This window comes from Micrococcus sp. PSi08 (assembly GCF_054960655.1).
This window is the reverse complement of record NZ_JBHNYP010000006.1, coordinates 68,885-93,550: the sequence shown is the minus strand read 5'-3', so window position 1 is coordinate 93,550 and position 24,666 is coordinate 68,885. Positions and strand designations below refer to the sequence as shown.

The 24,666-nt window shown below is 72.9% G+C and carries 19 protein-coding genes and 2 pseudogenes; 5 read left to right on the top strand and 16 right to left on the bottom strand.

What is annotated here, in order from left to right:
* Positions 1–5: 5 nt before the first annotated feature.
* Positions 6–1,382 (bottom strand): YjiH family protein, encoded by a 1,377-nt coding sequence (locus ACFI33_RS03320; protein WP_462623762.1) that lies wholly within the window; start codon positions 1,380–1,382, stop codon positions 6–8.
* Positions 1,383–1,496: 114 nt separating this feature from the next.
* Positions 1,497–3,194 carry a urocanate hydratase gene (gene hutU, locus ACFI33_RS03315; RefSeq protein WP_158184167.1) on the bottom strand — a complete coding sequence of 566 codons (1,698 nt, stop codon included), beginning with the start codon at positions 3,192–3,194 and terminating at the stop codon, positions 1,497–1,499.
* A gap of 150 nt (positions 3,195–3,344) precedes the next feature.
* Between hutU and ACFI33_RS03310 the strand changes: the two genes are divergently transcribed.
* Positions 3,345–4,058, top strand: a complete 714-nt coding sequence (locus ACFI33_RS03310) for an IclR family transcriptional regulator (RefSeq protein WP_141843467.1) — start codon at positions 3,345–3,347, stop codon at positions 4,056–4,058.
* A gap of 113 nt (positions 4,059–4,171) precedes the next feature.
* On the opposite strand, the gene ACFI33_RS03305 is transcribed toward ACFI33_RS03310, so the two are convergent.
* Both ACFI33_RS03305 and ACFI33_RS03300 read right to left on the bottom strand, forming a co-directional pair.
* A complete protein-coding gene (locus tag ACFI33_RS03305; RefSeq protein WP_036384408.1) occupies positions 4,172–4,711 on the bottom strand; it encodes a hypothetical protein in 540 nt (179 codons plus the stop codon).
* A gap of 136 nt (positions 4,712–4,847) precedes the next feature.
* Entirely contained in the window at positions 4,848–5,633 is a 786-nt protein-coding gene (locus ACFI33_RS03300; protein WP_462623761.1) for a carbon-nitrogen hydrolase family protein, read from the bottom strand.
* Between the two features lie 170 nt (positions 5,634–5,803).
* Between ACFI33_RS03300 and ACFI33_RS03295 the strand changes: the two genes are divergently transcribed.
* Entirely contained in the window at positions 5,804–8,023 is a 2,220-nt protein-coding gene (locus ACFI33_RS03295; RefSeq protein WP_101963377.1) for a catalase, read from the top strand.
* Positions 8,024–8,150: 127 nt separating this feature from the next.
* On the opposite strand, the gene ACFI33_RS03290 is transcribed toward ACFI33_RS03295, so the two are convergent.
* Positions 8,151–9,440 carry an adenylosuccinate synthase gene (locus ACFI33_RS03290; RefSeq protein WP_462623760.1) on the bottom strand — a complete coding sequence of 430 codons (1,290 nt, stop codon included), beginning with the start codon at positions 9,438–9,440 and terminating at the stop codon, positions 8,151–8,153.
* Positions 9,441–9,576: 136 nt separating this feature from the next.
* On the opposite strand from ACFI33_RS03290, the gene ACFI33_RS03285 reads away from it, so the two are divergent.
* Positions 9,577–10,128: a hypothetical protein gene (locus tag ACFI33_RS03285; protein WP_044658656.1), complete on the top strand. Its 552-nt coding sequence runs from the start codon at positions 9,577–9,579 to the stop codon at positions 10,126–10,128.
* A 21-nt stretch (positions 10,129–10,149) separates the two neighbouring features.
* Here ACFI33_RS03285 and bioD read toward each other — a convergent pair whose 3' ends face one another.
* The 7 genes and pseudogenes from bioD to ACFI33_RS03250 form a co-directional block, all read right to left on the bottom strand.
* Entirely contained in the window at positions 10,150–10,857 is a 708-nt protein-coding gene (bioD, locus tag ACFI33_RS03280) for an ATP-dependent dethiobiotin synthetase BioD (protein WP_098093797.1), read from the bottom strand.
* Positions 10,839–13,310, bottom strand: coding sequence for an aminotransferase class I/II-fold pyridoxal phosphate-dependent enzyme (locus tag ACFI33_RS03275; RefSeq protein ID WP_231862047.1), 2,472 nt, complete (start codon positions 13,308–13,310; stop codon positions 10,839–10,841). The genes bioD and ACFI33_RS03275 overlap by 19 nt, the downstream gene beginning before the upstream one ends.
* Positions 13,307–14,695 (bottom strand): adenosylmethionine--8-amino-7-oxononanoate transaminase, encoded by a 1,389-nt coding sequence (gene bioA, locus ACFI33_RS03270; RefSeq protein ID WP_101963375.1) that lies wholly within the window; start codon positions 14,693–14,695, stop codon positions 13,307–13,309. The genes ACFI33_RS03275 and bioA overlap by 4 nt, the downstream gene beginning before the upstream one ends.
* 7 nt (positions 14,696–14,702) lie before the next feature.
* Entirely contained in the window at positions 14,703–15,941 is a 1,239-nt protein-coding gene (bioB, locus tag ACFI33_RS03265) for a biotin synthase BioB (RefSeq protein WP_127435346.1), read from the bottom strand.
* 107 nt (positions 15,942–16,048) lie between these two features.
* Entirely contained in the window at positions 16,049–16,486 is a 438-nt protein-coding gene (locus ACFI33_RS03260) for a hypothetical protein (protein ID WP_233263233.1), read from the bottom strand.
* A 65-nt stretch (positions 16,487–16,551) separates the two neighbouring features.
* Positions 16,552–17,145, bottom strand: coding sequence for a GNAT family N-acetyltransferase (locus ACFI33_RS03255; protein WP_233263287.1), 594 nt, complete (start codon positions 17,143–17,145; stop codon positions 16,552–16,554).
* A gap of 63 nt (positions 17,146–17,208) precedes the next feature.
* Positions 17,209–17,414: pseudogene (locus tag ACFI33_RS03250) on the bottom strand (transposase); the annotation flags it as partial.
* A 97-nt stretch (positions 17,415–17,511) separates the two neighbouring features.
* Between ACFI33_RS03250 and ACFI33_RS03245 the strand changes: the two are divergent.
* A pseudogene (locus ACFI33_RS03245) lies at positions 17,512–18,741 on the top strand (short-chain fatty acid transporter); the annotation flags it as partial.
* A 178-nt stretch (positions 18,742–18,919) separates the two neighbouring features.
* Here ACFI33_RS03245 and ACFI33_RS03240 read toward each other — a convergent pair.
* Positions 18,920–19,561 carry a thymidine kinase gene (locus tag ACFI33_RS03240; protein ID WP_127435347.1) on the bottom strand — a complete coding sequence of 214 codons (642 nt, stop codon included), beginning with the start codon at positions 19,559–19,561 and terminating at the stop codon, positions 18,920–18,922.
* Positions 19,562–19,569: 8 nt separating this feature from the next.
* Entirely contained in the window at positions 19,570–20,013 is a 444-nt protein-coding gene (locus ACFI33_RS03235) for a DUF3151 domain-containing protein (RefSeq protein ID WP_012750707.1), read from the bottom strand.
* 174 nt (positions 20,014–20,187) lie between these two features.
* Here ACFI33_RS03235 and ACFI33_RS03230 point away from each other — a divergent pair, with 174 nt between their 5' ends.
* Complete coding sequence (locus ACFI33_RS03230) at positions 20,188–21,402, top strand: hypothetical protein (RefSeq protein ID WP_036384370.1); 1,215 nt, start codon at positions 20,188–20,190, stop codon at positions 21,400–21,402.
* A gap of 65 nt (positions 21,403–21,467) precedes the next feature.
* On the opposite strand, the gene aceB is transcribed toward ACFI33_RS03230, so the two are convergent.
* Together aceB and aceA are read right to left on the bottom strand one after the other, a co-directional pair.
* Positions 21,468–23,231, bottom strand: a complete 1,764-nt coding sequence (aceB, locus tag ACFI33_RS03225; RefSeq protein ID WP_462623759.1) for a malate synthase A — start codon at positions 23,229–23,231, stop codon at positions 21,468–21,470.
* 33 nt (positions 23,232–23,264) lie between these two features.
* Positions 23,265–24,572 carry an isocitrate lyase gene (aceA, locus tag ACFI33_RS03220; RefSeq protein WP_012750705.1) on the bottom strand — a complete coding sequence of 436 codons (1,308 nt, stop codon included), beginning with the start codon at positions 24,570–24,572 and terminating at the stop codon, positions 23,265–23,267.
* Positions 24,573–24,666: the final 94 nt, after the last annotated feature.

The following is a 24,666-nucleotide window of genomic DNA, read 5'->3' as shown; positions in this document are numbered from 1 at the left end:
GGGCCTCAGGTGAGCGCGGCCACCAGGTGGGCCAGCGGTGTGGCCAGCACGATGGTGAGCGCCACGCGCTCGACCCAGATCACCAGGAGGTGCCACATCTTCACGGGGATGTCCGTGGCCAGGATGGCAGGCACCACCGCGGAGAAGAAGATGATCGCGGAGACGCAGACGACGCCGATCACGAACCGGGCGACGAGGTCCTCGTGACCGGCCGCCATCGTGGCCGGGATGAACATCTCGGCGATCGAGGTGGCGGAGGCCGAGGCCAGCAGGCCGGGATCGGAGTAGCCCAGCGCCCAGAACAGCGGGTAGAAGATCACGCCGATCCACTCGAACACGGGCGTGTAGGTGGCCAGGACCAGGGCGATCAGGCCCACGGACATGATGGAGGGCAGGATCTGGAGCACCATCACGAGGCCGTCCCGGAAGTTGACCCAGATGTTCTTCGGCAGGGACGGTGCCTCGGCGAGGGTCTGCTCGGCGGCGCGACGGGCCACGCGGAAGCGGTCCCGGGTGACGGCCTGCTCGGGCGAGTGCACCGCGCCGGGGTACACCTCGTCCGGGATGCGGCTCAGCGGCGGGATGCGCACGGTGATGGCCGTGACCACGAACGTCACCAGGAGGGTGCCGAAGAAGTACCAGAGCCAGATGTCCATCAGGCCCAGCGTCTTGGCGACGATCACCATGAAGGTCGCGGACACCGTGGAGAAGCCGGCGGCGATGATCGCCGCCTCGCGGGCCGTGTAGCGGCCGCCGGTGTACATGCGGTTCGTGAGCAGCAGGCCCAGGGCGTAGGAGCCCACGAAGGAGGCGACGGCGTCGACGGCGGCGCGGCCGGGCACGCGCCAGATCGGCCGCATGGCCGGGCGCAGGTAGACGCCCACGAACTCCATGAGGCCGTAGCCGATCACGAGGGCCAGGAAGACGCCGCCGATGGGGACGATCAGGCCCACGGGCACCACGAGCTTGTCCATCAGGAACGGGCCGATGCTCTTGTCCAGGATCCAGCTCGGGCCCACGCCGAACACGACCATCGCCGAGGCAACCAGGCCGAGCACGGCGAGGAACGCGAAGACCGTCCGCGTGGTGCTGGTCCGCCAGCGGCCCGAGGCGAACGGGTATACGGCGCCGGCGGCGATGATGGCCAGGCCCACCCAGCGGTCGGCCGGGCCGAGCAGCCCGCGCACCCAGGTCACCAGGTGGTCCAGGGGGATGGAGCTCGCCCCGTTGATCGTGACGGGCACGAAGAACATGACGATGCCGATCGCCGAGTAGACGATCATGCGCCAGCGCGCCGGCGGGCGGGGCGCGTCGGCCTCGATCGCGGCCATCGCGGTGGTGTCGGTGTGCAGCTCGTGGTCTGCGGGGCGGGACGAGTCCATCGTGGTGTCCTTTCGATCGCGAGCCGGACGGGCGGACGCCCGTCCGGCTCGCGGCGGTGAAGTCGTCGGACGGGGACGGCGCGGCGGCACCGTCGTCCGACGACGTGACCGGGGTCAGTCCCGGATCGTGGCCTCCATGGGCACACGGACGCCGCGCTCCTTCGCCACCTCGGCGGCGCGGGAGTAGCCGGCGTCGACGTGGCGGATGACGCCCATGCCCGGGTCATTGGTGAGCAGCGCCTCGAGCTTGGCCGCGGCCAGCTCGGTGCCGTCGGCCAGGCCGACCTGGCCGGCGTGGATGGACCGGCCGATGCCGACGCCGCCGCCGTGGTGGATCGACACCCAGGTGGCGCCGGAGGAGGTGGCGGTCAGCGCGTTGAGCAGCGGCCAGTCGGCGATCGCGTCGGAGCCGTCCAGCATGGACTCGGTCTCGCGGTACGGGGAGGCCACGGAGCCGGAGTCGAGGTGGTCGCGGCCGATCACGATCGGCGCCTTGACCTTGCCCTCGGCCACGAGCTGGTTGAAGAGCAGGCCGGCCTTGTGGCGCTCGCCGTAGCCCAGCCAGCAGATGCGGGCCGGCAGGCCCTCGAACTCCACGAACTCGGCGGCGCCGTCGAGCCAGCGGTGCAGGTGCTCGTTCTCGGGGAACAGCTCCTTCAGGGCCTCGTCGGTCACGCGGATGTCCTCCGGGTCGCCGGAGAGCGCGGCCCAGCGGAAGGGGCCGAGGCCCTCGCAGAACAGCGGGCGGATGTAGGCCGGGACGAAGCCCGGGAACTCGAACGCGCGGGAGTAGCCGGCCTTGCGGGCCTCGTCGCGGATGGAGTTGCCGTAGTCGAACACCTCGGCGCCGATGTCCTGGAAGCCGACCATGGCCTCGACCTGGCGGGCCATGGACTCCTGGGCCTTCTTGGTGAAGGTGTCCGGGTCGGCCTCGGCCTCGGCGTGCCAGTCCTTCTCGTCGATCTCGATCGGCAGGTAGGACAGCGGGTCGTGCGCGGAGGTCTGGTCGGTGACGATGTCGATCTCGACGGTGCCGGCCTTCTGGCGCTCGAGCAGCTCGGGGAACACCTCGGCGGCGTTGCCCACGAGGCCCACGGAGACGGCCTCGCCGTCGCGCTTGGCCTGCATGACGCGCTCGACGGCCTTGTCGATGTCCGTCTCCACCTCGTCCAGGTAGCGCTTGCCCATGCGGCGGCGCAGGCGGTCCTCCGAGACGTCCACGATCAGGCAGACGCCCCCGTTGAGGGTGACGGCCAGGGGCTGGGCGCCGCCCATGCCGCCGCAGCCGCCGGTGAGGGTGAGGGTGCCCTTGAGGGAGCCGTCGTAGCGCTTGCGGCCGATCGCGGCGAAGGTCTCGTAGGTGCCCTGCAGGATGCCCTGGGTGGCGATGTAGATCCAGGAGCCGGCGGTCATCTGGCCGTACATCATGAGGCCCTCGGCCTCGAGCTTGCGGAACTCCGGCCACGTGGCCCAGTCGCCCACCAGGTTGGAGTTGGCGATCAGCACGCGCGGGGCCCACTTGTTGGTGCGGAACACGCCCACCGGCTTGCCGGACTGCACCAGGAGGGTCTCGTCCTCCTCGAGGTCCTTGAGGGTGGCGACGATGGCGTCGTAGGCCTCCCAGGAGCGGGCCGCGCGGCCGGTGCCGCCGTAGACGACGAGGTCCTCGGGACGCTCGGCGACCTCGGGGTCCAGGTTGTTCATGAGCATCCGCAGCGGGGCCTCGGTCTGCCAGGACTTGGCGGAGAGCTCGGTGCCGCGCGGGGCGCGGATGGTGCGGGACGGGTCGTGCTGGGTGAAGCCCACGGCCATGGCAGTTCCTCTCGACGGGGTGCGTGCGCCGTCGGGACGGGTGGCCCCGGTGATTTCACGGCTCGGCATGCACTTTCCGAACATTGAAACAGTGACTCGGCTCACGCGCAAGCCCGATCCGCGCGTCCCGCACCCGTTACGCTCCCTCTCATGACCACCACCCCCACCGCCTCGACGCGCACCGTGGACCGGGCCCTGGACTTGCTCGCCGCCGTCACCGAGCAGCCCCGGCTGAGCCTGACCGAGGCCGCCCGCGCCACGGAGCTGCCGGCGTCCACGGCGCTGCGCCTGCTGCGCAGCCTCGAGGGATCCGGCTTCGTGGCCCGCGACGACGACGGCGCCTACCGCCCCGGCGTGCGCCTCATCCAGCTCGGGGCGCGGGCCTTCTCCCGGGACTCGCTCGTGCAGCTGGCCCGCGGGCCGATGGACCACGTCGTGGCCGCCACAGGCGAATCCGTCTACCTCTCGGTGACGACCCCTCCGGACTCCGCCGTCTACCTGGCGATCGTGGAGGGCACGCATTCGGTCCGCCACACGAACTGGGTCGGACGCACCGTCCCCCTGGCGGGCACGGCCGTGGGCGACGCCCTGCGCGGCAGCGTGGCCGCGGGGGACTACACGCTGCGCACCCGTTCCGTGGAGAAGGACGTCACCTCGCTGTCCGCCCCCATCAGTGTGGCGGGCACGGTGGTCGGTGCGCTCAGCACGCTCGTGCCGGCCTACCGCTGCACGGACGAGCTGGCGGACCGGTGCGGGGCGGCCCTCGTCGCCGCCACCGACGAGCTGGCGCACCTGCTCGGGGCGGCGGACACTCCCAGGGAACGCCCAGCCGACTCCCCTGGAAAGCCCAAGGCGCGTTCGTAGGCTGAAGCCACCTCATCGAAGGTGCGAGTGATGACGGAGAAGGCCCCGGGCCCGGCGAGAGCCGGAACCGGGGCCTTTCTCTGTGCCCAGCGCCCAAGGCGCCGGGTCCGGGATCAGCGGCGGGAGGAGACGACGCCCGCCCAGAGGCCGCCGAGCAGGCCGGCCACCGGCAGCATCCAGAACAGGTGCACGCCCGACCCGTAGAGGACGGTGTTGGAGAACACCGCGAACAGGCCCACGGCACCGAGGAAGCCACCGACCACGCCACCGACCACGTAGCGCACGACGGAGCGGGCGGCCCCGCCCATCAGCAGCACGACCAGGTAGCCGGCCGCGCCCGCCAGGGCGCCGCCCACCAGGCCGAACATGAACGACTGCACCAGCACGACCCAGCCGTGGCCGGTCTCGCCCAGCGCCACGGAGCCGTTGGGATCACCCAGGCCGCCGGTGAGCACGCGCACGACGTTGCCGATGATCACGACGAGCACCGAGAGGAGGATGACGCGGTTGGTGAAGCCCCAGCCGTCCACCGGGCGCAGCGGCTCGAGCACCTCCTCCTCCACCACGGCGTGGCGCACGGGGCGGGCCGGGGTGGTGTGGGCGTTCGCGGTGTGGGGCTGGACGGCGTGGCTGCCGTCGGCGTTGATGGTCATCTCTGATCTCCCGTCCCGCCCCGGGCGGGGCGCGTTCCAAGCGCCGGGGCGCCCGTCTGGTTGCACGTCTGACGTGATTTTAGGCTTTTCCCAGCCCGAGGGGGTAATGGTGACCCGTCCGCCGGGCGGGGACGGCTCAGAGGACGTCGGTGCGGCGGTTGGCGAGCGAGGGGAGGAACTCCCGGACCTCGTCGATCCGCTCGCGGGTGACCTCCGCGGTCGCCACGGCCTCCCGCTCGTCGGCGAGCTCGGCGACGGGCAGCGCCAGCGGGTCCACGATCATCGAGTGGCCCACGGTGCCGTCCGAGCACGTGTCCGCCGCGGCCACCCACACGGTGTTCTCCACCGCGCGGGCCTGGAGCAGGGTGCGCCAGTGCTCCACCTTGTGCTCGCCGGAGAACCACGCCGCGGGGATCACGAGCACGTCCGCGCCCTCCACCGCGAGACGCCGGGACAGCTCGGGGAAGCGCAGGTCGTAGCAGGTGAGCAGGCCCAGGCGGAGCCCGCCGAGCTCGATCGCGGCGACGCCGCCGTCGCCGGGGGTGATCCGGTCCGACTCGCGGTGCGCGAACGCGTCGTAGAGGTGGAGTTTGCGGTACGCGCCCAGCCGGGCGCCGTCCGCGCCCACCGCCAGCAGCGTGTTGTAGGGACGCCGGTCCGGTCCCGGCTCGTAGCCGCCCGCGACGACGGCGATCCCGTGCTCCCGCGCCAGCGCGGCCAGGCCCGCGGCGAACGGCTCCCAGGCCGCGGCGACGGCGTCGGGGAACTCCTCCCCCACCTCGCGGGCCCCGAGCATGGCCTCCTCGGGCAGCACCAGGAGGTCCGCCCCCTCGCCCGCGGCGCGGGCGGCGAGGCGGGCCATCACGGCCAGGTTCTCCTCGACGTCGCCCACGGGCCCGAACTGTCCGACGCTGATCCTCATGCCCCCAGGGTAGCCAGGCCCCTGCCGGTGGCCGTCAGCCCTGGTCAGCGCTGGGGCCAGCCGCCACGCTGGGGACCGGGCACGACGTCGGCCCGCATCGGCCGCCGTCGTCCTCCGCCCCCGATCCGCGCGGCACCGCGCGGCACGTCGACACCACAGGAGCAGACGCGATGACCACCCAGCAGCCCGACATCCCCGGCACGCCGGGGCCGATCACCCCCGACCTCGAGGAGCACACCGCCCTCACCCACCCGGACCAGCCCGTGGCCGTCCCGGCCCCGGACCAGCGCGGTCCGGCACAGGTCTCCCCCACCGGCCAGGACACCGGCGCCGACCCCGCGACCGCCGCGCAGGGCTGCCCGTACCTGACCACCGCGCACGGCGTCCGCCTGCAGGACTCGGACCACTCACTCAAGGCCGGCCGCCGCGGCCCCACCCTGCTCCAGGACCACCACCTGCGGGAGAAGCTCAGCCACTTCGACCACGAGCGCATCCCCGAGCGCGTGGTCCACGCCCGCGGCGCCGGCGCCCACGGCGTGTTCCGCGGCTACGGCACCGCCGCGAAGATCAGCCGGGCCGGGCTCTTCGCCAAGGACAAGGAGACGGAGGTGTTCGTCCGCTTCTCCACCGTGGCCGGCTCCCGCGGCTCCATGGACCTGGCCCGCGACACCCGCGGCTTCGCCACCAAGTTCTACACGGACGAGGGCACGTGGGACCTGGTGGGCAACAACATCCCCGTGTTCTTCGTGCAGGACGCCATCAAGTTCCCGGACGTGGTGCACTCGGTGAAGCCACACCCGGACCGCGAGATCCCGCAGGCGCAGTCCGCGCACGACACGTTCTGGGACTTCGTGTCCCTGCACACCGAGGCCCAGCACCACACCCTGTGGAACATGTCCGACCGCGGCATCCCGCGCTCCTACCGCATGATGGAGGGCTTCGGCGTCCACACCTACCGCCTGATCGCGGCGGACGGCTCCACCGTGCTGGTCAAGTTCCACTGGAAGCCGATGCTCGGCGTGCACTCCGTGACCTGGGAGGAGGCGCTGCTCACCAACGGCATGGACCCGGACTTCCACCGGCGTGACCTCGCCGACGCCATCGAGGCCGGCGCCTTCCCCGAGTGGGAGCTCGGCGTGCAGGTGTTCGAGGACAACGAGGAGCAGATGTTCGAGGGCATCGACCTGCTCGACCCCACGAAGCTGGTCCCGGAGGAGCTCGCCCCCGTGCAGCCCCTCGGCCGCATGACGCTGAACGCCAACCCGTCCAACTACTTCGCGGAGACGGAGCAGGTGGCCTTCAACCCGGCCAACCTCGTGCCCGGCATCGACGTCACCAACGACCCACTCCTGCAGGGCCGCCTCTTCTCCTACCTGGACACGCAGCTCACCCGCCTCGGCGGGCCGAACTGGAACCAGCTGCCCATCAACCGCCCGCACGCCCCGGTCAACGACATGCTGCGTGACGGCTTCCACCAGAGCGCCGTGCATCGCGGCGTGGCGCCGTACCGGCCCAACTCGCTCGACGGCGGCCTGCCGTACGAAACCCCCGCGGACGACCACGCGTTCATCGAGCACCCGGAGCCGCTGCCGGCGTCGGTGAAGGAGCGCGCGCACGCCGCGTCCTTCGACGACCACTTCTCGCAGGCGCGCCTGTTCTTCCTCTCCCTCTCCGAGGTGGAGCGCGAGCACGTGGCGCAGGCGTACACGTTCGAGCTCGGCAAGTGCTACGAGCAGACCATCCGCGAGCGCCAGCTGGCCCACCTCGCCGCGATCGACACGCGACTGGCCCAGCAGGTCGCGGACGGCCTGGGCATCCCCGTTCCCGCGCCGACCGAGACCCCGGCCGACGTGCAGCCCTCCCCCGTGCTGTCCCAGATCGGCGGCGCGTGGCCGCTCGACGGCCGTCAGGTCGGCGTCGTGGTGGGCGAGTCCGTGGACGAGAAGGAGCTGGACGCCCTCGTGCAGGGCATCCACGGTGCGGGCATGGTCCCGCTGGTCATCGCGCCGAAGGGCGGCCCCGTGGCCGGGGAGATCGTGGCCCAGCGGACCTACCTGACCGCCGCGTCCATCGAGCTGGATGCCGTGGTCGTGGCCTCGCCGGCGGCCCCCGCCGCCGACGCCGCCCCCGGCCTGGACCAGAAGGCCGGCGCCGCCGACCCCGAGGCGGTGGACCCGCGCGTCGTCAAGGTGCTGCAGGAGATGTGGCGCCACTCCAAGGCGATCCTCGCCCTCGAGCCGGCGGAGGCCGTCCTCGCGGCCGCCCAGGTGTCCGGCAAGGGCGTCGAGTCCGCGGCGGACGGCGCCTCCGCCGTCAGCCGGCTGACGGAGCTGCTGCCCGCGCACCGCGTGTGGGACCGTTTCCCGACGACGGGCCGCCTGGCCGACTGACCCGGCGGACCCCCGGGCGCTTTCGAACGTGAGATAGGGCCTATCTCACGTTCGAAAGCGCCCATTCGCCCTCTTTCACGTTCGAAAGTGCAGGCCAGGGCGGGCCGGGCCGGGGCGGCGGGCCGGGTCAGTCCTCGATGAGGTCCCGGACCTGGACCACCTGGTCGCGGCCCGGGCCCACGCCGATCGCGGAGATCCGGCACCCGGAGAGCTTCTCAAGGGCCTCCACGTAGCGCTGGGCGTTCAGCGGCAGGTCGGTGAACGCGCGGGCACCGGAGATGTCCTCGGTCCACCCGTCGAAGTGCTCGTACACCGGCTTCGCGTGATGGAACTCGGTCTGGGTCATGGGCATGCGGTCGTGGCGCACGCCGTCCACCTCGTAGGCCACGCACACCGGGATCTTCTCGATGGCGGTGAGCACGTCCAGCTTGGTGAGGAAGTAGTCCGTGAAGCCGTTGATCCGCGCGGCGTAGTGGGCCATGACGGCGTCGTACCAGCCGGTGCGCCGCGGGCGGCCGGTGTTCACGCCGAACTCGCCGCCGGTGGTGCGCAGCTGCTCGCCCATCTCGTCGAAGAGCTCCGTGGGGAACGGGCCGGCGCCGACGCGCGTGGTGTAGGCCTTCACGATGCCGATGGTGCGGGAGAAGCGGGTGGGGCCGATGCCCGCGCCCACGGCCGCGCCGCCGGCGGTCGGGTTGGACGAGGTCACGAACGGGTAGGTGCCGTGGTCCACGTCCAGGTAGGTGGCCTGGCCGCCCTCCATGAGCACCACCTTGCCCTCGTCCAGGGCGTCGTTGAGCAGGTTCACGGAGTCCACGACCATGGGGCGCAGGCGGTCCGCGTAGCCCAGGAAGTACTCGGCGATCTCGTCCACGGTGACGGCGCGGCGGTTGTAGAGCTTCACCAGCAGCTCGTTCTTCTGCCGCAGGGCGCCCTCGATCTTCTGGCGCAGGATCGACTCGTCGAAGATGTCCTGCACGCGGATGCCCAGGCGGGCCACCTTGTCCATGTAGGTGGGGCCGATGCCGCGGCCGGTGGTGCCGATCGCACGCTTGCCCAGGAACCGCTCGGTCACCTTGTCCATGGTCTGGTGGTACGGCGCCACGAGGTGGGCGTTGGCGGAGATCTTCAGGTGCTCGCACGAGTGGCCGCGGGACTCGAGCCCGTCGATCTCCTCGAACAGCGCCTCCAGGTTCACCACCACGCCGTTGCCGATCACCGGCACCGCGTTGGGCGAGAGGATGCCGGCGGGCAGCAGCTTGAGCTCGAACTTCTCCCCGTTGACGACGACGGTGTGCCCGGCGTTGTTGCCGCCGTTCGGCTTGACGACGTAGTCCACTCGCCCGCCCAGCAGGTCGGTGGCCTTGCCCTTGCCCTCGTCGCCCCACTGGGCTCCGACGATCGCGATCGCTGGCATCTGCATCTCTCCTCAGGGCGGCGGGTCGTCCCGGACCGGCCCGTACATGGAAAACGCCCCCTTGCGGTGCGCACGGAGGCCGTACCCCCGAATCCTACCAGCGTGACGGATGCCACCCTCTGGCTACGCTGACGCCATGAGCACCGCAGCGCCCCACACCCAGCACTCGGACTTCCCCTCCCCGACCCCCACCCGCAAGGGTCCGAGCGTGGGCACGTGGCGTCCCTGGGCCGTGCTGCCGTGGGCGCTGGCCCTCCTCGCCCTGCCCTTGATCGCGCTCGCCCTGCGCTCCAACTTCGGCGCGAACGGCTGGATGACGGTCATCTACATGGTCTTCGGCGCCCTGCCCCACGAACTCGTCCTCATGGTCCTGGTGGGAAGCCTGTTCCTCCTGCCCCGCGTGAACCCGCAGGATGAGCAGCGGGGCGGCATCCGGCTGGGGCGCCTGCTGCACACGCTGCTGGGCGTCTCCTGGGGGTCCTTCGCGCTGGCCGCGATCATCTTCCCCGACGGCGGCGACCACCCGGACTCCGGCGCCACGACCCCGGTGCTCATGGACCTGCTCGGCAAGAGCACCGCGATGGACGTCGGCATCGTGGGCGGCCTCGCCCTCGTGGCCGTCAGTGCGCTCACCGGTCTCGCGGTGATCGTGGTGTGCGTGGTGCGGCGGATCCGCGCCGTTCGCTGAGCACGCTCCCGACGACGGCGGTCAGCGCGCCGACATGACGCGCGGCGGGGTGCCCCGCGGCACCGTCTCCAGCACCGCCCCGTGGGCGCCGGCCAGGCGGGCCAGGAACACGAGGTTGGCCCGCTCGACGGGGTCTGGGTCCGCGGCCACGCCGCTGACGAGGATCCGCTCCGGCGCCACGCCACGGGCGGCGGCGTGCTCCACCGTGAGGCGCGCGTGGTTCTGCGTGCCCAGCCCGGGGCGCGCCACGACCGTCAACCCCGCGTCGAGCCCGGCCGCCCGCAGCGCGCGCACGGCGTCCACAGGCCCCTCGTCGGCCTCGGTCCACGCCACGGTGATCCCGCCGGCGCCCTCGATGAGCAGGTGGTCGACGCCCGCGGCGAGGCCACGCCACCGGCCCAGCTGCTCACCCAGAGGCGGCAGAGGGGGCGTCCCCTCCCCCGCGTGGGCGACCGCGTCCACGGGGGCCATCGCGGGGCCGACCCGCGCCCCCTCGGACACGGTCAGGCGGGCCGGAGCGGCGGCGTCGAGCGCGCCGGATGCGGCGGCCGCGGCCACCAGGTCCCGGACGGTCTCGACGTCGCCGGCCTCCCCCGGTGCGACGCCCGTCTGCACCGGCTTGTCCACGTGCACGCGGAGCCCGGCCACCAGGGCACGGGCCGCGAGCGCGGCGGTGCCCCACGTCTTGCCGACGTCCGTGTCCGTGCCGGTCACGACCTCGATGCGCATGTGTCCACTCCACTCTGCTCGATTCGGATGTCCTCGCCGCCGTGCCACGGTCCGGGCGTCACGAGCACGTGCTGCGGCGCCTGGAAGGAGAGCAGGCGCAGCCACGTCGCCGGCGGCCCGGTGAGCCGGGCGTCCGGCAGCAGGCGGGCGACCTCGCGGACCACGAGGGCGGTCTCGAGCTCCGCGAGCCCGGCCCCGAGGCAGCGATGCAGGCCGAAGCCGAAGGCGAGCCGGGCGTCGTCGTGCTGTTCGCCGCTGAGGTGCAGCAGGAGCTCGTCGCCGGCGCGGACCTCGTGCTCGCCGACGCGGACGTCCGCCGTGGCGAGGCGCCGCCAGGTGGGCACCGAGGAGCTCGTCCGGAGGCACTCGGCCACGAGCTCGGCCGCGGCCGCCTCCGCCGCATCGGCTCCGGCGCCCCCGTCCGCCCCGGCGCCGAGCGCGGCCCAGCGGGCGGGGTCGGCCAGGGCGCGGGTGAGCGCGGTGGAGATGAGCAGCCGGGTGGTCTCCTGCCCGGCGATCACCAGGAAGTAGCCGAGGGAGACGATCCGCTCGTCGTCGACGCCGGCCTCGTGCAGCGCCGCGAACAGGTTGCCGGGCTGTGCGTCGTCCCCGCGCGCCTCGACGACGGCCCCGCGCAGCCACCGGTGGAAGTCGGCGGCGGAGCGGGCGAGCCGCAGCTGGCGGTCCTCGTCCGGCCAGCCCCAGAACAGTTCGAGGGAGTCGGCGCTCCAGCGGTGCAGCTGCGCCTCGGGCGGGTTGGGCACGCCGGTCAGGGCGGACATCACGCGCGCCGGGACCGCTGCCGCCACGGTGGTCGCCAGGTCCACGGCCCCGCCTGCGCGGCCGGTGTCCGCGAGGGCGGCCGTGAGGGCCATCCGGGTGGTCGCGAGGATCCGGCCGCGGGCTTCGCGCACCTTCGCCGGGGAGAAGAACGGTGCCACGACGCGACGCACCGCCCGGTGCTCCTCCCCGCCGGCGGAGGCGAGCACGGGCGGCAGCCGGAAGCGGGCGGCGGCCAGGATGCGGCGGGCCGGGCCGCTCAGCGGGACGACCGCCGTGAGGGCGTTGTCCGAGGCGAACGTCCCGGGGTCGGTGAGCACGCGCCGCAGGTCGGCGGGATCGGAGATCCGCAGGTGGTCGCCGCGCACGGCCTCCGGCCGTGGGTCGCCGTGGGCGAACGGGCAGCCCGTGGACGCGCCCCACGCCCGGGCGGCCACGCTCGCCACCGCCTCCAGCGCCGCCCGCAGCCGGGGCTCGGGGACGGCGGTGGTCACGCTCACGCGGAGGCGGGCGATGCCGTCGGGCACGCTGGGCGGGCGGAAGCATCCCACGAGGACGCCGTGCGCGCGCAGCTCCGCGGCCGCGGCGACGGCCTGCTCCGGTCCGGGCATGCGGATCGAGTGGACGGCGCCCGCCCCGACCTCCACGTGCCCGGCCAGCTCGGGCCGGCGGGTGAAGACGTCCACGGCCGTCTCCCGGGCCCGCGCGAGCCGTGCCGCGGGCTCCCCCGTGGCGGCGATCCGGCAGGCGGCCGCCGCGGAGGCGGCGAGCACGGGGGCCAGGGCCGTGTCGAAGACGAAGGTGCGGGCGGTGTTGAGCACGTGGTCGCGCCAGGACCGCGCGTCGGGCCCGCCGAACAGGGCCAGACCGCCCTGGCCGCCGAGGGCCTTCGAGCAGGTGGCGGTGACCACGACGGGCGCCTGCCCCGCCCACAGTCCCAGGGCGCCCGTGCGGCTGCCGCCGGGGACCACGCCGAGCGAGTGGGCCTCGTCCACCACGAGCAGGGCGCCGTGTTCGGCGGCCAGGGCGGCCAGGGCGGGCAGGTCGGCCTCGTCCCCCAGCACGGAGTACAGGGACTCGACCACCAGCACGATCCGTCGCGCCCGCCCTTCGGTGCGCAGCCGGTCGAGGGCGGCCCGGAAGGCGGGCACCCTGTTGTGCTCCACCGTGGTGACCGACGCGCCCGCCAGGGGGGCGAACGCCCCTGAGCGGGCGGTGACGGCGAGGGCGGCGCCGTCGCGCAGGCTCGCGTGGGCGTGCTCGTCCAGGAGGAAGGCGGTGCCCGGCCCGGCCAGGGCGCCGAGGACACCGAGGTTCGCGGTGTAGCCGGAGGAGAAGGCGAGGGCGGCATCCGCGTCGGCCAGCGCGGCGGCGGCGGACTCGAGGTCGGCGTGCGCGGGATGCGTCCCCGTGACGACGCGGGAGGCCCGCGCCCCGACCGGCCCCTCGGTGGCGATGCGCGCGGCGGCGGCCCGCACGTCCGGGTGGACGGCCAGGCCCAGGTAGTCGTTGGCGGCCAGGTCCACGACGCTCGACGACGGCGCGCCCGGCTCCGGCGGGTCGGCGCGGCGCTCCAGGCCGCGGCGCGCGCGGACGGCGGCCCGAGAGCCCAGCCACGAGGACCAGGGGTCGGCGGGCGTGCTCGTGGCCGCGCCGGCCTCGGCGGTGTTCATGCGCAGACCTCCTCGACGGCCCCGGTGACGGCCGCGCAGATCGTGGCGACGTCGTCGTCGGTGCTCACGTAGGGCGGCATCACGTACACCAGCCGCCGGAAGGGGCGCACCCATGCACCGCGGGCGACGGCGGCCCGAGTGACGGGCTCGACGTCCACGGTCCGGTCCAGCTCCACGACGCCTACCGCACCCAGGACCCGCACGTCGGTGACGGCGGGCAGGTCGGCGGCCGCCGCCAGCCCGGCGCGCAGCCCGGCCTCGACGCGGGGCACCTGGGCGGCCCAGCCGTCGCGCGGGTCGGTGAGCAGGTCGAGGGACGCGGAGGCGACCGCGCACATCAGCGGGTTGCCCATGAACGTGGGCCCGTGCAGGAGAGCCCCGGGCATGCCCCGTTCCCGCCGGGAGACCGTCTCGGCGACCTCGGCGGTGCACAGCATGGCCGCGCCCGTCATGGTGCCGCCGGTGAGCGCCTTGCCGAGGCACAGCACGTCCGGGGCGACGCCGGCCCCTTCGCACGCGAGCCAGCGGCCGGTGCGGCCGAAGCCGGTGGCGATCTCGTCGGCGATGAGCAGGAGCCCGTGCTCGTCGCACAGCTCGCGCAGCACGGTGAGGCAGCGCGGGTCGTAGACGCGCATGCCCCCCGCCCCCTGGAGCACGGGTTCGAGGATCACGCCGGCGATCTCGTCCGCATGCGCGGCGGTGAAGGCGCGGGCCTCGTCCTCCCACGCGGCGAGGGCGGCGTCGTCGGCCTCCCAGTGGCCGGCCGGAGCGGCGTCGGGTGCCATGGGTGCCGCGGCGACGCCCTCGGGCACCCAGCGTGCCGCCGGCGGGCGGGGCAGGAACAGATGCCGAGCCACGAGCGAGGTGAAGGCCGCGTGCATGCCGTCCACGGGATCGCACACGCCCATGGGCGCGGCGGTGTCCCCGTGGTAGCCGCCGCGGACCGTGAGGAATCGGCGGCGGCTGGGCCGGCCGCGCGTCGCCTGGTACTGGAGGGCGAGCTTGAGCGCAACCTCCACCGAGACCGAGCCGGAGTCGGCGAGGAACACGTGCTCGAGCGCGGCGGGGGTGTGCGCGACGAGCCGTTCCGCCAGGTCGACGGCGGGCGCGTGCGTGAGCCCGCCGAACATGACGTGCGGGAAGGCCGCGGCCTGCCGGGTCAGGGCCTCGACGAGCGCGGGGTGCCCGTGCCCGTGCACCACGGACCACCAGGACGCCATCGCGTCGATGGCGCGGTGACGCTCCCCGCCCGGCCCCTCGAGGTCGAGGTGGACGCCCCGGGCACCGCGCACGGCGTAGAGCTGGCGGGCGCCGGCGGCCCCGTAGGGGTGCCAGAGGTGGGCGGCGTCGCGGTCGAGGAGGCCGGCTTCAGCGGGGGCGGTCACGGTGCGTTCAGGCGTTGGCGGGCTCGGCCGTGCCCGCGCCCCGACGGCGCAGCCCGGGCTTCACGGCGCCCTCGGCGCCCGTGTCGGGTCGGGCGTCCTCCGCGGCCCCGGCCTCCGAGGCGACGGCCGCACCGGAGCCGCACGAGCCGGCGTCGTCCGTGCCGGCGCAGCAGCCGCCGGCCGGGGCGCCGTCGTCGGCCGTGGCCCGCCGCGCACGCTCCTCGGCGCCGAGCACGGTGAAGCCGGCGTCGGCGATCATCTGCAGATCCGCCTCGGCGTCCTGGCCCTCGGAGGTGAGGTAGTCGCCGAGGAAGATCGAGTTGGCCACCTGCAGGCCGACCGGCTGCAGGGAACGCAGGTGCATCTCGCGGCCGCCGGCGATGCGCAGCTCCTTGTCCGGGCAGGCCAGGCGGACCATGGCGAGGATGCGGAGGCACTCGAGCGGCGTGAGCTGCTGGTGGCCCTGCAGCGGGGTGCCGTCGAAGGGCATGAGGAAGTTGACGGGGATGGAGTCGGAGTCCAGGTCGCGCAGCGCGAGGACGGCCTCGACGAGCTGCTCGTGCGTCTCCCCCATGCCCGCGATCAGGCCGCTGCAGGAGGACAGGCCGGCGGCGCCGGCCCGCTGCACGGTGTCCACGCGCTGCTCGTAGGTGTGGGAGGTGCAGATGGACTCGTAGTGGGACTCGGCCGTGTTGAGGTTGTGGTTGTAGGCGTCGACGCCGGCGTCCTTGAGCTTCTCGGCCTGGCCGTCCTTGAGGAAGCCGAGGCACGCGCACACCTCGACGTCCGGGTGCTGGGCCTTGAGGTCGCCGACCATGCCGGCCACGCGGTCGACGTCGCGGTCTGTGGGGCCGGTGCCCGAGGCGACCATGCACACGCGCGAGGCGCCGCCGGCGATGCCCAGGCCCGCCTGGCGGACGGCCTCCTCCGGCTTGAGCCACGTGTAGCGCAGGATCTCGGCCTCGGTGCCGAGCCGCTGGGAGCAGTAGGTGCAGTTCTCCGGGCAGAGACCGGTCTTGAGGCTGACCAGGTAGTTGACCTTGACGGTGCGGCCGAAGTGCTTCTCGCGCAGGCGCGAGGCCGCCGCGACGATGCGGAACGTGTCCGCGTCCGGGGCGTCCAGCACAGCGACGGCCTCTTCAGCGGTGAGGCGGTGGCCCGCCTCGATGCGATCCACGAGGGCCTCGGGGTCGAGGGCGGCGGCGGGGCGGGGGTCGACGGCGGGGGCGTCCTGGGTGGCGGTCATGCGGGCCTCTCCGGTGGGCGGGGCTCGGCCCCGGGTGGGTCTGACCCGACGGACTCTAACAGTGTTCATTGAACAGTGTTCAGGAGTGCGGGACCATGACCCCGACGTCAGCGCCTGCGCCGGTCCAGAGGGACCGGCTCGGGCCGGGGCTGCTCCTCGAGCGTCGTCGTCGCCGCGAGGATGCCGTGGGCAGCGGCAGCGAGCACCGCGCCGAGCGGACCGGCCACGACCGCCCGGACGCCGGCGTCGTCGATCACGTTCAGCACCAGCCCCGGAATGACCGCGGCCCCCATCAGCAGCATCACCCACGCGGTGGAGCCGGCTCCGGCGTAGAACACGTTGCGGCGAGCCTGCTCCGCCTCAACCCGGTGATGCACCCCTCGCAAGGCGAGCATCGCTCCGAGGGCCGTGACGGCCACCAGCGTCAGACCCCAGCCCAGCCCCAGGTCCTGCCGCAGTCCCGCGAACACACCGGCCGAACCCACCAGGGCGGACGCCACACCGATGCGCCACCGCCACTCACGCTCATTCCCCACCCTGCTCACAGCCCCATGCTGGCACACGGCCCTCGGAGGCGGAGCGGCAGGTCATGCGGTCCCGGCCGGCGGGATCACTCCTGCGTAAGGGGCGAATGGAACTCCGAGGCGAGCATCGCGTAGGTGGCGCCATCCACCCAGCCGCGCGTGAGATGCAGAGACTCCTCCTTGAACGTGCCCTCGTGACGCATCCCCACCTTCTCCATGATGCGCAGACTCGGGGCGTTGTCCGCGAAGGCATGAGCCTCCACGCGTCGCACACCCAGATCGTTGAACGCGAAGCCCAGCAGGGCTCGAGCAAGCTCCGTGCCATAGCCCTGCCCCGCCTGGCGCGGATCGATCGTCCAGCCGATCTCGGCCTGGGCGTCCCGCGCTTCCTCCCGCGGGCCGCCCTGACTCCACGCGTCCTGCACCGCGGCCTTCCCGACACCGACGATGACGTCTCCGACCCGCACGGTGAGGCGGTCCCCCGCCGCGAGGTAGGACTCGCGCAGCGCGCCCTCACTCTCCGGGCGGCCCGAGGTCCACGTCCACACCTGCTCGAGACGGCAGAAGCCCCACACGGCGGGTGCATCGAGACCCCGGAACGGGGTGAGGGTCAGCCGGCGGGCTCGCAGCGGGAAGCAGACGCCTCGACTCGCGGCGAGATCCAGGAGAGGGGTGGCCATGACAGACAGGGTACGAACAAGAGTCCTCGAGTCAGCCCCCGGACAGACCAGTGCCCACACCCTGCGTCGATGCCAGGTCCACGCGGTCTGCCAGGGCCCGTTGACCTCGGGCAGATCCCGCCACGGAGTCCCGCACCTGCACCGGCAGATGATCGCTTCGACCATCGTGTGGACATTCGAGAAGGGTCGACCCTGCCGGCCCGTGCGGTCTGGAGCAGCGGGGCGATCAGCTCCGATCGGGCGTCGGAGACGACGTGCAACCGGGACATGGCTCCCCGGATCTCAGCGGGTCCCTGGAGCCATTCTCAGACACGCCCTAGGCCATCTCCAGCGCCGAGGCCCGCCTCACAACAGAGGAGGTCCTCGCTGCTCACTCCGGCCGGGCCGGCCGACGTCGTCGTGGGCTGGGGTGACGGCCTGTCCGGACTGCTGGCGTTCATCACGCAGATGGCGCTCGTGCTCATGCTCGGCCACATCCTGGCGAACACCGGTCCGGTGCGCCGCCTGCTCGCCCGGCTCGCCAGCATTCCCCGCACGCCCCTCGCCGCCTACATCTTCGTGTTCGTGGTGGCGGCAGCGGCCTCCCTCATCACATGGGGCCTGGGCCTGGTGGTCGGTGCGCTGCTGGCCAAGGAGGTCGCGGCGCAGGCCCGTGAGCGCGGGCTGGCCCTGCACTTCCCGATGCTGGTGGCCGCCGGGTTCTCCGGATTCGTGGTGTGGCACATGGGGTACTCGGGCTCCGGCCCGCTGACGGCCGCCACCCCCGGTTCATTCCTCACGGAGAGCCTGGACGGCCGGACGGTCCCTGTCTCGGAGACCACCTTCTCCTGGTGGAACATCACCGCCGCCGTGGTGACCGTGCTCGTCGTGGCCCTGGCCCTGTTCCTCGTCGCCCCGCGCGCCGGGGACCGGATCGTGGAGCTGGAGATCGACGCGCGGGACCAGGACGCCGTGTCCGCACCGGAGATCGAGACGCCGGCGGACCGCCTCGACGCCTCCCGTGTCCCCACGCTCCTCGTCGGCGCCATGCTCGTGGTCTACCTGGTGATGCACTTCATCGGCGGCGGCACCCTCACCCTGGACATCGTCAACTGGTCCTTCCTCGCGCTGATCCTGCTGCTGGTGCGCAGCCCGCACGAGCTGATCGGCCTCACCCAGTCGGCCGCGTCCAACGTGGGCGAGATCCTGCTGCAGTTCCCCCTCTACGCGGGCATCCTCGGCATGATGACGTCCACCGGCCTGGTGGCGGTGCTCTCGGACGCCTTCGTGGCGATCTCGAACCCGGTGACGTTCGGCCTGCTGGCGTTCCTGGCCGCGGGCCTCGTGAACTTCTTCGTCCCCTCCGGCGGCGGACAGTTCGCCGTGCAGGGCCCGATCATGCTCCAGGCCGGCGACGCGCTCGGCGTGGACCCGGCCATCACCATCATGGCCGTCTCCTACGGCGACCAGTGGACCAACATGATCCAGCCGTTCTGGGCGATCCCCCTTCTGGCGATCGCCGGCCTGAAGATGCGCGACATCCTGGGGTACACCACGGTCGTGCTGCTCGCGTCGGGGCTCGTCTTCGGCGGCACGCTCCTGCTCGTCTCGCTCTGACCCGATCGGCCGATGCCGGACGTGGCAGGACAGACGAAGGGCCCCGGGATCACCGGGGCCCTTCGCCTGTCATCACTCGCACCTTCATCACTCGCACCTCGATGAAGTGGTTCCACCGTACGAACCGAGCATGGGCGCAGCCGTCATGCAGCCTGGCAGTTGCCTGGCAATGGCCGCCTCAGCCCAGGGCACCGCCGGACTCCTCCAGGTAGCACGTGCCGCACAGGGACTCGTAGGTCACCTGAACACCGTCGATCGCCACCTGGTCCCCCTCGAACACGAAGTGCTCGGCGCCCGTGGCCGGGTCCACGACCTTGCGCGTGTTGAACACCGCCTTCCGGCCGCACCGGCAGATGGTCTTCAGCTCCTCGAGGGAGTGCGCCAGCTCCAGCAGCCGCGCGGAGCCCGGGAAGGAGCGGGTGCGGAAGTCGGTGCGCAGCCCATAGGCGATCACGGGGACGCCGTCGAGCACGGCGATGCGCAGCAGGTCGTCCACCTGCGCCGGCTCGAGGAACTGCGCCTCGTCCACGAGCAGACACGCCACGGGCGGAGCCTCCACGTGCCCCACGAGGGCGTCCGGGTCGTCACCGGTGGCGTGCCGGCGGAACAGCTCCCGCACGTCCGCGCCCGCCGGGACGAGGAAGTCCACGGCGCGGGTCACACCGAGGCGGGAGACGACGTCGCCCTCCCCCTTCACGTCCACCTCCGGCTTGGCCAGCAGCACCCGCTGGCCGCGCTCCTCGTAGTTGAAGGCGGCCTGCAGCAGGCCCGTGGACTTGCCGGAGTTCATGGCCCCGTAGCGGAAGTAGAGCTTGGCCACGGCTCCGCTCAGCCCTGGGCGCGGCCCTGGCCGGCCTCGATCTGCTCTGCGGCCGTGGGGTCCGAGTCCCGCAGGAAGGTGCGGATGCGCTCGACCTCCTCGGACTCCCCGATCCCGGCGGCCGCGCGGCCCAGCGCGTACAGGGCGCGCAGGAAGCCGCGGTTGGGCTCGTGGGCGTACGGCACCGGGCCGGCGCCGCGCCACCCCGCCCGGCGCAGCGCGTCCAGGCCCCGGTGGTAGCCGACGCGGGCGTACGCATAGGAGTCCACGGTCCGGCCCTCGGCCCACGCGTCCTCCGCCATGAGCGCCCACACCAGGGAGGACTCGGGCGCCACCGGCACGATGTCCTCGGGCAGGTCACCTGCCTCGAGCCGGGCCAGCACCTCCGGCTCCTCCGGCAGGCGCGTGGCCGGCGGCTCCATCAGGTTCTTGCCGATCAGGGACTCGGACATGGGATGCCTCTTCTCCTCGCGGACGGTGCGGTCGCGGCCGAGTCTATCGACGGCGCCGGACGCCGGACGGATCGCCGTCCCCGCGTCCAGGACGGTCCGGTACCGTAGGCGCAGCGTCCGTCCGCAGCCCCACGCTCCCGGGGCCGGGCCGCCGATGCCGTCGAAGGAGCCTCCATGACCCACCCCGCGCCCGCCCGCCGCCGTGCCCCGCTGGCCGTCGGCGTCGCCGCCCTCGCCCTCGCCCTGGCCGGCTGCGGCTCGGCCGGCCAGTCCGGTGAGCCCGCCTCGTCGACCGCCGCGGCGCCCAGCGGATCGGCGGCCTCGGCCGCGGCCGGCTCGGCCACGGAGAGCCCCACCGACCCCGCGTCCGCCGCGGCGTCCCGCGTCCGTGAGGCCCTCGCGTCGGAGTCCGCCGAGGGCACCCCGCGCGCCGAGCCGCGTCAGGCGTTCGAGACCGTCGGCCCGGGCATCAAGGACGGCGCCGCCACCGAGGCCTGGAAGAACACGGCGGCGGTCCGCAACGACACCGTCTCCGTGATGGACTGCACGCGCGACGTCCTGGACCAGCGCACCCTGGACGCCGTCGCCACGCACATCCCGGACAGCTCGAACATCGAGATCGTGCAGCTGTTCGCCTCGCAGGACGAGACCCACGAGTTCCTCACCTGCGTCTACAACGGCTACTTCGAGTACAGCCCCGGCATGCCCCTGGCGCAGGTCCACTACCAGCACAACCTCGACGGCTCCCGCCTGGAGTGGTGCCAGGAGGAGCCCGCCGCCGTGGCGGACGAGTACACGTTCGACCCGAAGACCGGCAAGGGGCTGCTCGCCCTGCTGCGCCCCGGCATGGTCGGCGGCCAGGACGGCGCCCCCCTGCTGCCCCAGCGCACCGCGTGGGCCTGCTCCGAGGACGGCAGCGAGATGGTCTCCGTGACCATGGGCTCCATGGAGGGCTTCGGGGACGCCAACGGCGGCCTCACCCAGGTGAAGAACTCGCCGGTCGCACAGAGCACCACCCTCGTCACCGAGACCCGCGACCACCTCGCGGACACCGTGCTGAAGGACGCCGGTGAGTTCCAGGAGGTCATCAAGCTCAGCTCGCCGTTCTTCCTGAACGCGCAGATGGACGAGGAGACCCTGGCCAAGGCCCGGGAGATCCCCACCGGCCGCGTGCCCGACGAGCTGCTGAACAACCAGTCCACGATCGACCGCCCCGAGGGCGCCCCCGGCCCCGTGGCCCCGGGCCAGCCGCCGCGGCCGTTCCAGGGTGCCGCGCGGGAGGCCGCCGAATCCCAGCGGGCCGCGGAGGCGTCCGCCTCGGCGTCGGCCAGCCCGTCACCGACGAAGTCGGCCTCGGCCTCGCCGTCCCCCTCCACGTCCGGGGACTGACACCCGGCACGACGACGGCCGGTCACCTCGTGAGGTGACCGGCCGTCGTCGTGAGGCCCGGCGGATCAGGCCTTCGCCGCGGCGTCGTCCTGACTGGCGAAGTGCCGGCGGTACGCGCCCAGGGTGAGGAACGCCGGGTACTCCGGCGGCAGGGCCGACTCGCAGAACACGCGCACCGCGTCCTCGAACCGGTGGCCCTCGGGCAGCGGGCCGGCGAGGATCCGAGCGTGCTCCTCGCGGATCAGCTGCTCCATCCAGCCGCGGTTGGCGGTCCGCACGCCGCCCTCGGTCAGCTGCACACCGGTGCCGTTGTGTGCCCACTGCCAGATCTGGGACCGGGAGATCTCCGCCGTGGCGGCGTCCTCCATGAGTCCGTGGATCGCGGCGGCGCCGTTCCCCCGCAGCCAGGACTCGATGTAGCGGATCCCGACCTCGATGTTCATCCGCACGCCGGCCTCGGTCACCGAGCCCGTGGTCGCAGCGATGTCGAGCAGGGCGGCCTCGTCCTGCACCACGTCCTCGCGGCGGCGGGTGCGGATCTGGTTCGGGGCCTCGCCGAGCACGGCGTCGAACTCCTCCCGGGCGACCGGCACGAGGTCCGGGTGCGCCACCCACGAGCCGTCGAAGCCGTCGCCGGCCTCGCGGGCCTTGTCCGCGCGCACCTTCTCCAGCGCGGCGGCGTTGGCCTCCTCGTTCCGGCGGTCCGGGATCACGGCAGACATGCCGCCGATCGCCGAGGCGCCGCGCCGGTGGCAGGCCCGGACCAGCTGCTCCGTGTAGGCCCGCATCATCGGCTGGGTCATGGTCACCTCCGAGCGGTCCGGGAGGACGAACTCGGCCCCGCGGTCCCGGAAGTTCTTGATGATGGAGAAGATGTAGTCCCAGCGGCCGGCGTTGAGGCCCGCGGCGTGGTTGCGCAGCTGGTACAGGATCTCCTCCATCTGGAACGCCGCGGTGATCGTCTCGATCAGCACGGTGGCCCGGATGGTGCCCTGGGGGATGCCCAGCTCGTCCTGCGCCGCCACGAACACGCAGTTCCACAGCCGCGCCTCGAGATGGGACTCGAGCTTGGGCAGGTAGAAGTACGGGCCGTGGCCGCGGCGGATCAGCTCGTCGGCGTTGTGGAAGAAGTACAGGCCGAAGTCCACGAGGGCGCCGGCCATCGGCTCGCCGTCCACGCGGATGTGGTCCTCGAGGAGGTGCCAGCCGCGCGGGCGGACGATGATGGTCGGCCGGTCCGTGAGCTCGCGCTCGCGCAGCCGGTACTCCTTGCCCTCGGGGGAGGTGAAGTCGATCTGGTCGCGGATCGCGTCGAACAGGTTGACCTGCCCGTCCAGCATCCGGTCCCAGGACGGCGTCGAGGAGTCCTCGAAGTCGGCGAGCCAGCCCGAGGCGCCCGAGTTGAGGGCGTTGATCGTCATCTTCCGATCCACGGGGCCAGTGATCTCCACGCGGCGGTCCTGCAGGCCGGGGGCCAGCGGCGCCACACGCCAGGAGTCGTCCTCGCGGACCCGGCGGGTGGACCGCAGGTAGTGCGGGTTCCAGCCGTCGGTGATGCGGCGCCGGGTGTACTCCCGCTCCTCGAGCAGCCGCCGGCGGCGGTCCTCGGCCAGCCGGTGCAGGCGGCCGAGGAACGCCAGCGCCTCGTCCGTGAGGATCTCGGCCTGCCGCCCGTCGACCGGCCCGTGGACGGTCACCACGGGGGCGGCGCCCTCGGGGATGACGACGGGGATGGCCTGGGTGCTCACGTCATGCGGCAGGGGCGTGTGCTCCCGAACGTCGTCGGCATGGATCTCGTGCAGGGTGGGGGTCGTGGTCTGCGGGCTCATGGGACTGCCTCCTCGCGGTCTCGGCTGAGCGGATCAGTGGAACTGGCCGGACTCCGTGGAGCCCGCCAGGGCCACCGTGGAGCTGTCCGGGTTGATGGCGGTGGACACGGCGTCGAAGTAGCCGGTGCCGACCTCGCGCTGGTGCTTGGTCGCGGTGTAGCCGCGGGCCTCGTCGGCGAACTCGCGCTCCTGCAGCTCGACGTACGCGGACATCTGGCGCTCGTTGTATCCCTTGGCCAGGTCGAACATCGAGTGGTTCAGGGCGTGGAAGCCGGCCAGCGTGATGAACTGGAAGGTGTAGCCCATGGCGCCCAGCTCGCGCTGGAACTTGGCGATGGTGTCGTCGTCGAGGTTCTTCTTCCAGTTGAAGGACGGCGAGCAGTTGTAGGCCAGCATCTGGTCCGGGAACTCGGCCTTGACGGCCTCGGCGAACTTCCGGGCCAGCTCGAGGTCCGGCGTGCCGGTCTCCATCCAGATCAGGTCCGCGTGGGGGGCGTAGGCCTTGGCGCGGGCGATGCAGGGCTCGACGCCGTTGCGGACCTTGTAGAAGCCCTCCGCGGTGCGCTCACCGGTGATGAACTCGGCGTCGCGCTCGTCCACGTCCGAGGTGATCAGGGTGGCCGCCTCGGCATCGGTGCGGGCGATGATCACGCTGGGCACGTCGGCGACGTCGGCGGCCAGGCGGGCGGCGTTGAGCGTGCGGATGTGCTGGCCGGTGGGGATGAGCACCTTGCCGCCGAGGTGGCCGCACTTCTTCTCGGAGGCCAGCTGGTCCTCCCAGTGCACACCGGAGGCGCCGGCGGTGATCATCGACTTCATGAGCTCGTAGGCGTTGAGCGGGCCGCCGAAGCCGGCCTCGGCGTCGGCCACGATCGGCACGAGCCAGTCCTCGACGCTGCTGACGCCCTCGGCGTGCTCGATCTGGTCCGCGCGCAGCAGGGCGTTGTTGATGCGGCGCACCACCTGCGGCACGGAGTTGGCCGGGTACAGGGACTGGTCCGGGTACGTGTGGCCAGAGAGGTTGGCGTCCGCGGCGACCTGCCAGCCGGAGAGGTAGATGGCGCGCAGCCCGGCCTTGACCTGCTGGACGGCCTGGTTGCCGGTGAGGGCGCCGAGGGCGTTGGTGAACTCACCGCGGGCGTTCTCGTCCTTCAGCTGGGTCCACAGCTTCTCGGCGCCGCGGCGGGCCAGCGTGTGCTCCTCCTGGATGCGGCCGCGGAGACGGACGACGTCCTCGGCGGTGAAGCTGCGCTCGACGCCGGCCCAGCGGGGGTTGTTGTCCCAGTCGTGCTGGAGCTGTTCGGCGGAGGCGGGAGTGGAGTGGTGGGGCTGGGTGGTCATGACGTCCTCCTGAGGATCGGTCCGGTTCGTGAAGGGTTCGGTGCGACGTGTCCGTCGCTGCCGTTGACATCCACCTTGGCCCCGGGCAAGGCCC

Excerpts from the sequence above, each read along its gene's own strand:
- ACFI33_RS03320 (WP_462623762.1), bottom strand. The coding sequence starts at position 1,382 with ATGGACTCGTCCCGCCCCGCAGACCACGAGCTGCACACCGACACCACC.
- hutU (WP_158184167.1), bottom strand. The coding sequence starts at position 3,194 with ATGGCCGTGGGCTTCACCCAGCACGACCCGTCCCGCACCATCCGCGCC.
- ACFI33_RS03310 (WP_141843467.1), top strand. The coding sequence starts at position 3,345 with ATGACCACCACCCCCACCGCCTCGACGCGCACCGTGGACCGGGCCCTG.
- ACFI33_RS03305 (WP_036384408.1), bottom strand. The coding sequence starts at position 4,711 with ATGACCATCAACGCCGACGGCAGCCACGCCGTCCAGCCCCACACCGCG.
- ACFI33_RS03300 (WP_462623761.1), bottom strand. The coding sequence starts at position 5,633 with ATGAGGATCAGCGTCGGACAGTTCGGGCCCGTGGGCGACGTCGAGGAG.
- ACFI33_RS03295 (WP_101963377.1), top strand. The coding sequence starts at position 5,804 with ATGACCACCCAGCAGCCCGACATCCCCGGCACGCCGGGGCCGATCACC.
- ACFI33_RS03290 (WP_462623760.1), bottom strand. The coding sequence starts at position 9,440 with ATGCCAGCGATCGCGATCGTCGGAGCCCAGTGGGGCGACGAGGGCAAG.
- ACFI33_RS03285 (WP_044658656.1), top strand. The coding sequence starts at position 9,577 with ATGAGCACCGCAGCGCCCCACACCCAGCACTCGGACTTCCCCTCCCCG.
- bioD (WP_098093797.1), bottom strand. The coding sequence starts at position 10,857 with ATGCGCATCGAGGTCGTGACCGGCACGGACACGGACGTCGGCAAGACG.
- ACFI33_RS03275 (WP_231862047.1), bottom strand. The coding sequence starts at position 13,310 with ATGAACACCGCCGAGGCCGGCGCGGCCACGAGCACGCCCGCCGACCCC.
- bioB (WP_127435346.1), bottom strand. The coding sequence starts at position 15,941 with ATGACCGCCACCCAGGACGCCCCCGCCGTCGACCCCCGCCCCGCCGCC.
- ACFI33_RS03255 (WP_233263287.1), bottom strand. The coding sequence starts at position 17,145 with ATGGCCACCCCTCTCCTGGATCTCGCCGCGAGTCGAGGCGTCTGCTTC.
- ACFI33_RS03235 (WP_012750707.1), bottom strand. The coding sequence starts at position 20,013 with ATGTCCGAGTCCCTGATCGGCAAGAACCTGATGGAGCCGCCGGCCACG.
- ACFI33_RS03230 (WP_036384370.1), top strand. The coding sequence starts at position 20,188 with ATGACCCACCCCGCGCCCGCCCGCCGCCGTGCCCCGCTGGCCGTCGGC.
- aceB (WP_462623759.1), bottom strand. The coding sequence starts at position 23,231 with ATGAGCCCGCAGACCACGACCCCCACCCTGCACGAGATCCATGCCGAC.
- aceA (WP_012750705.1), bottom strand. The coding sequence starts at position 24,572 with ATGACCACCCAGCCCCACCACTCCACTCCCGCCTCCGCCGAACAGCTC.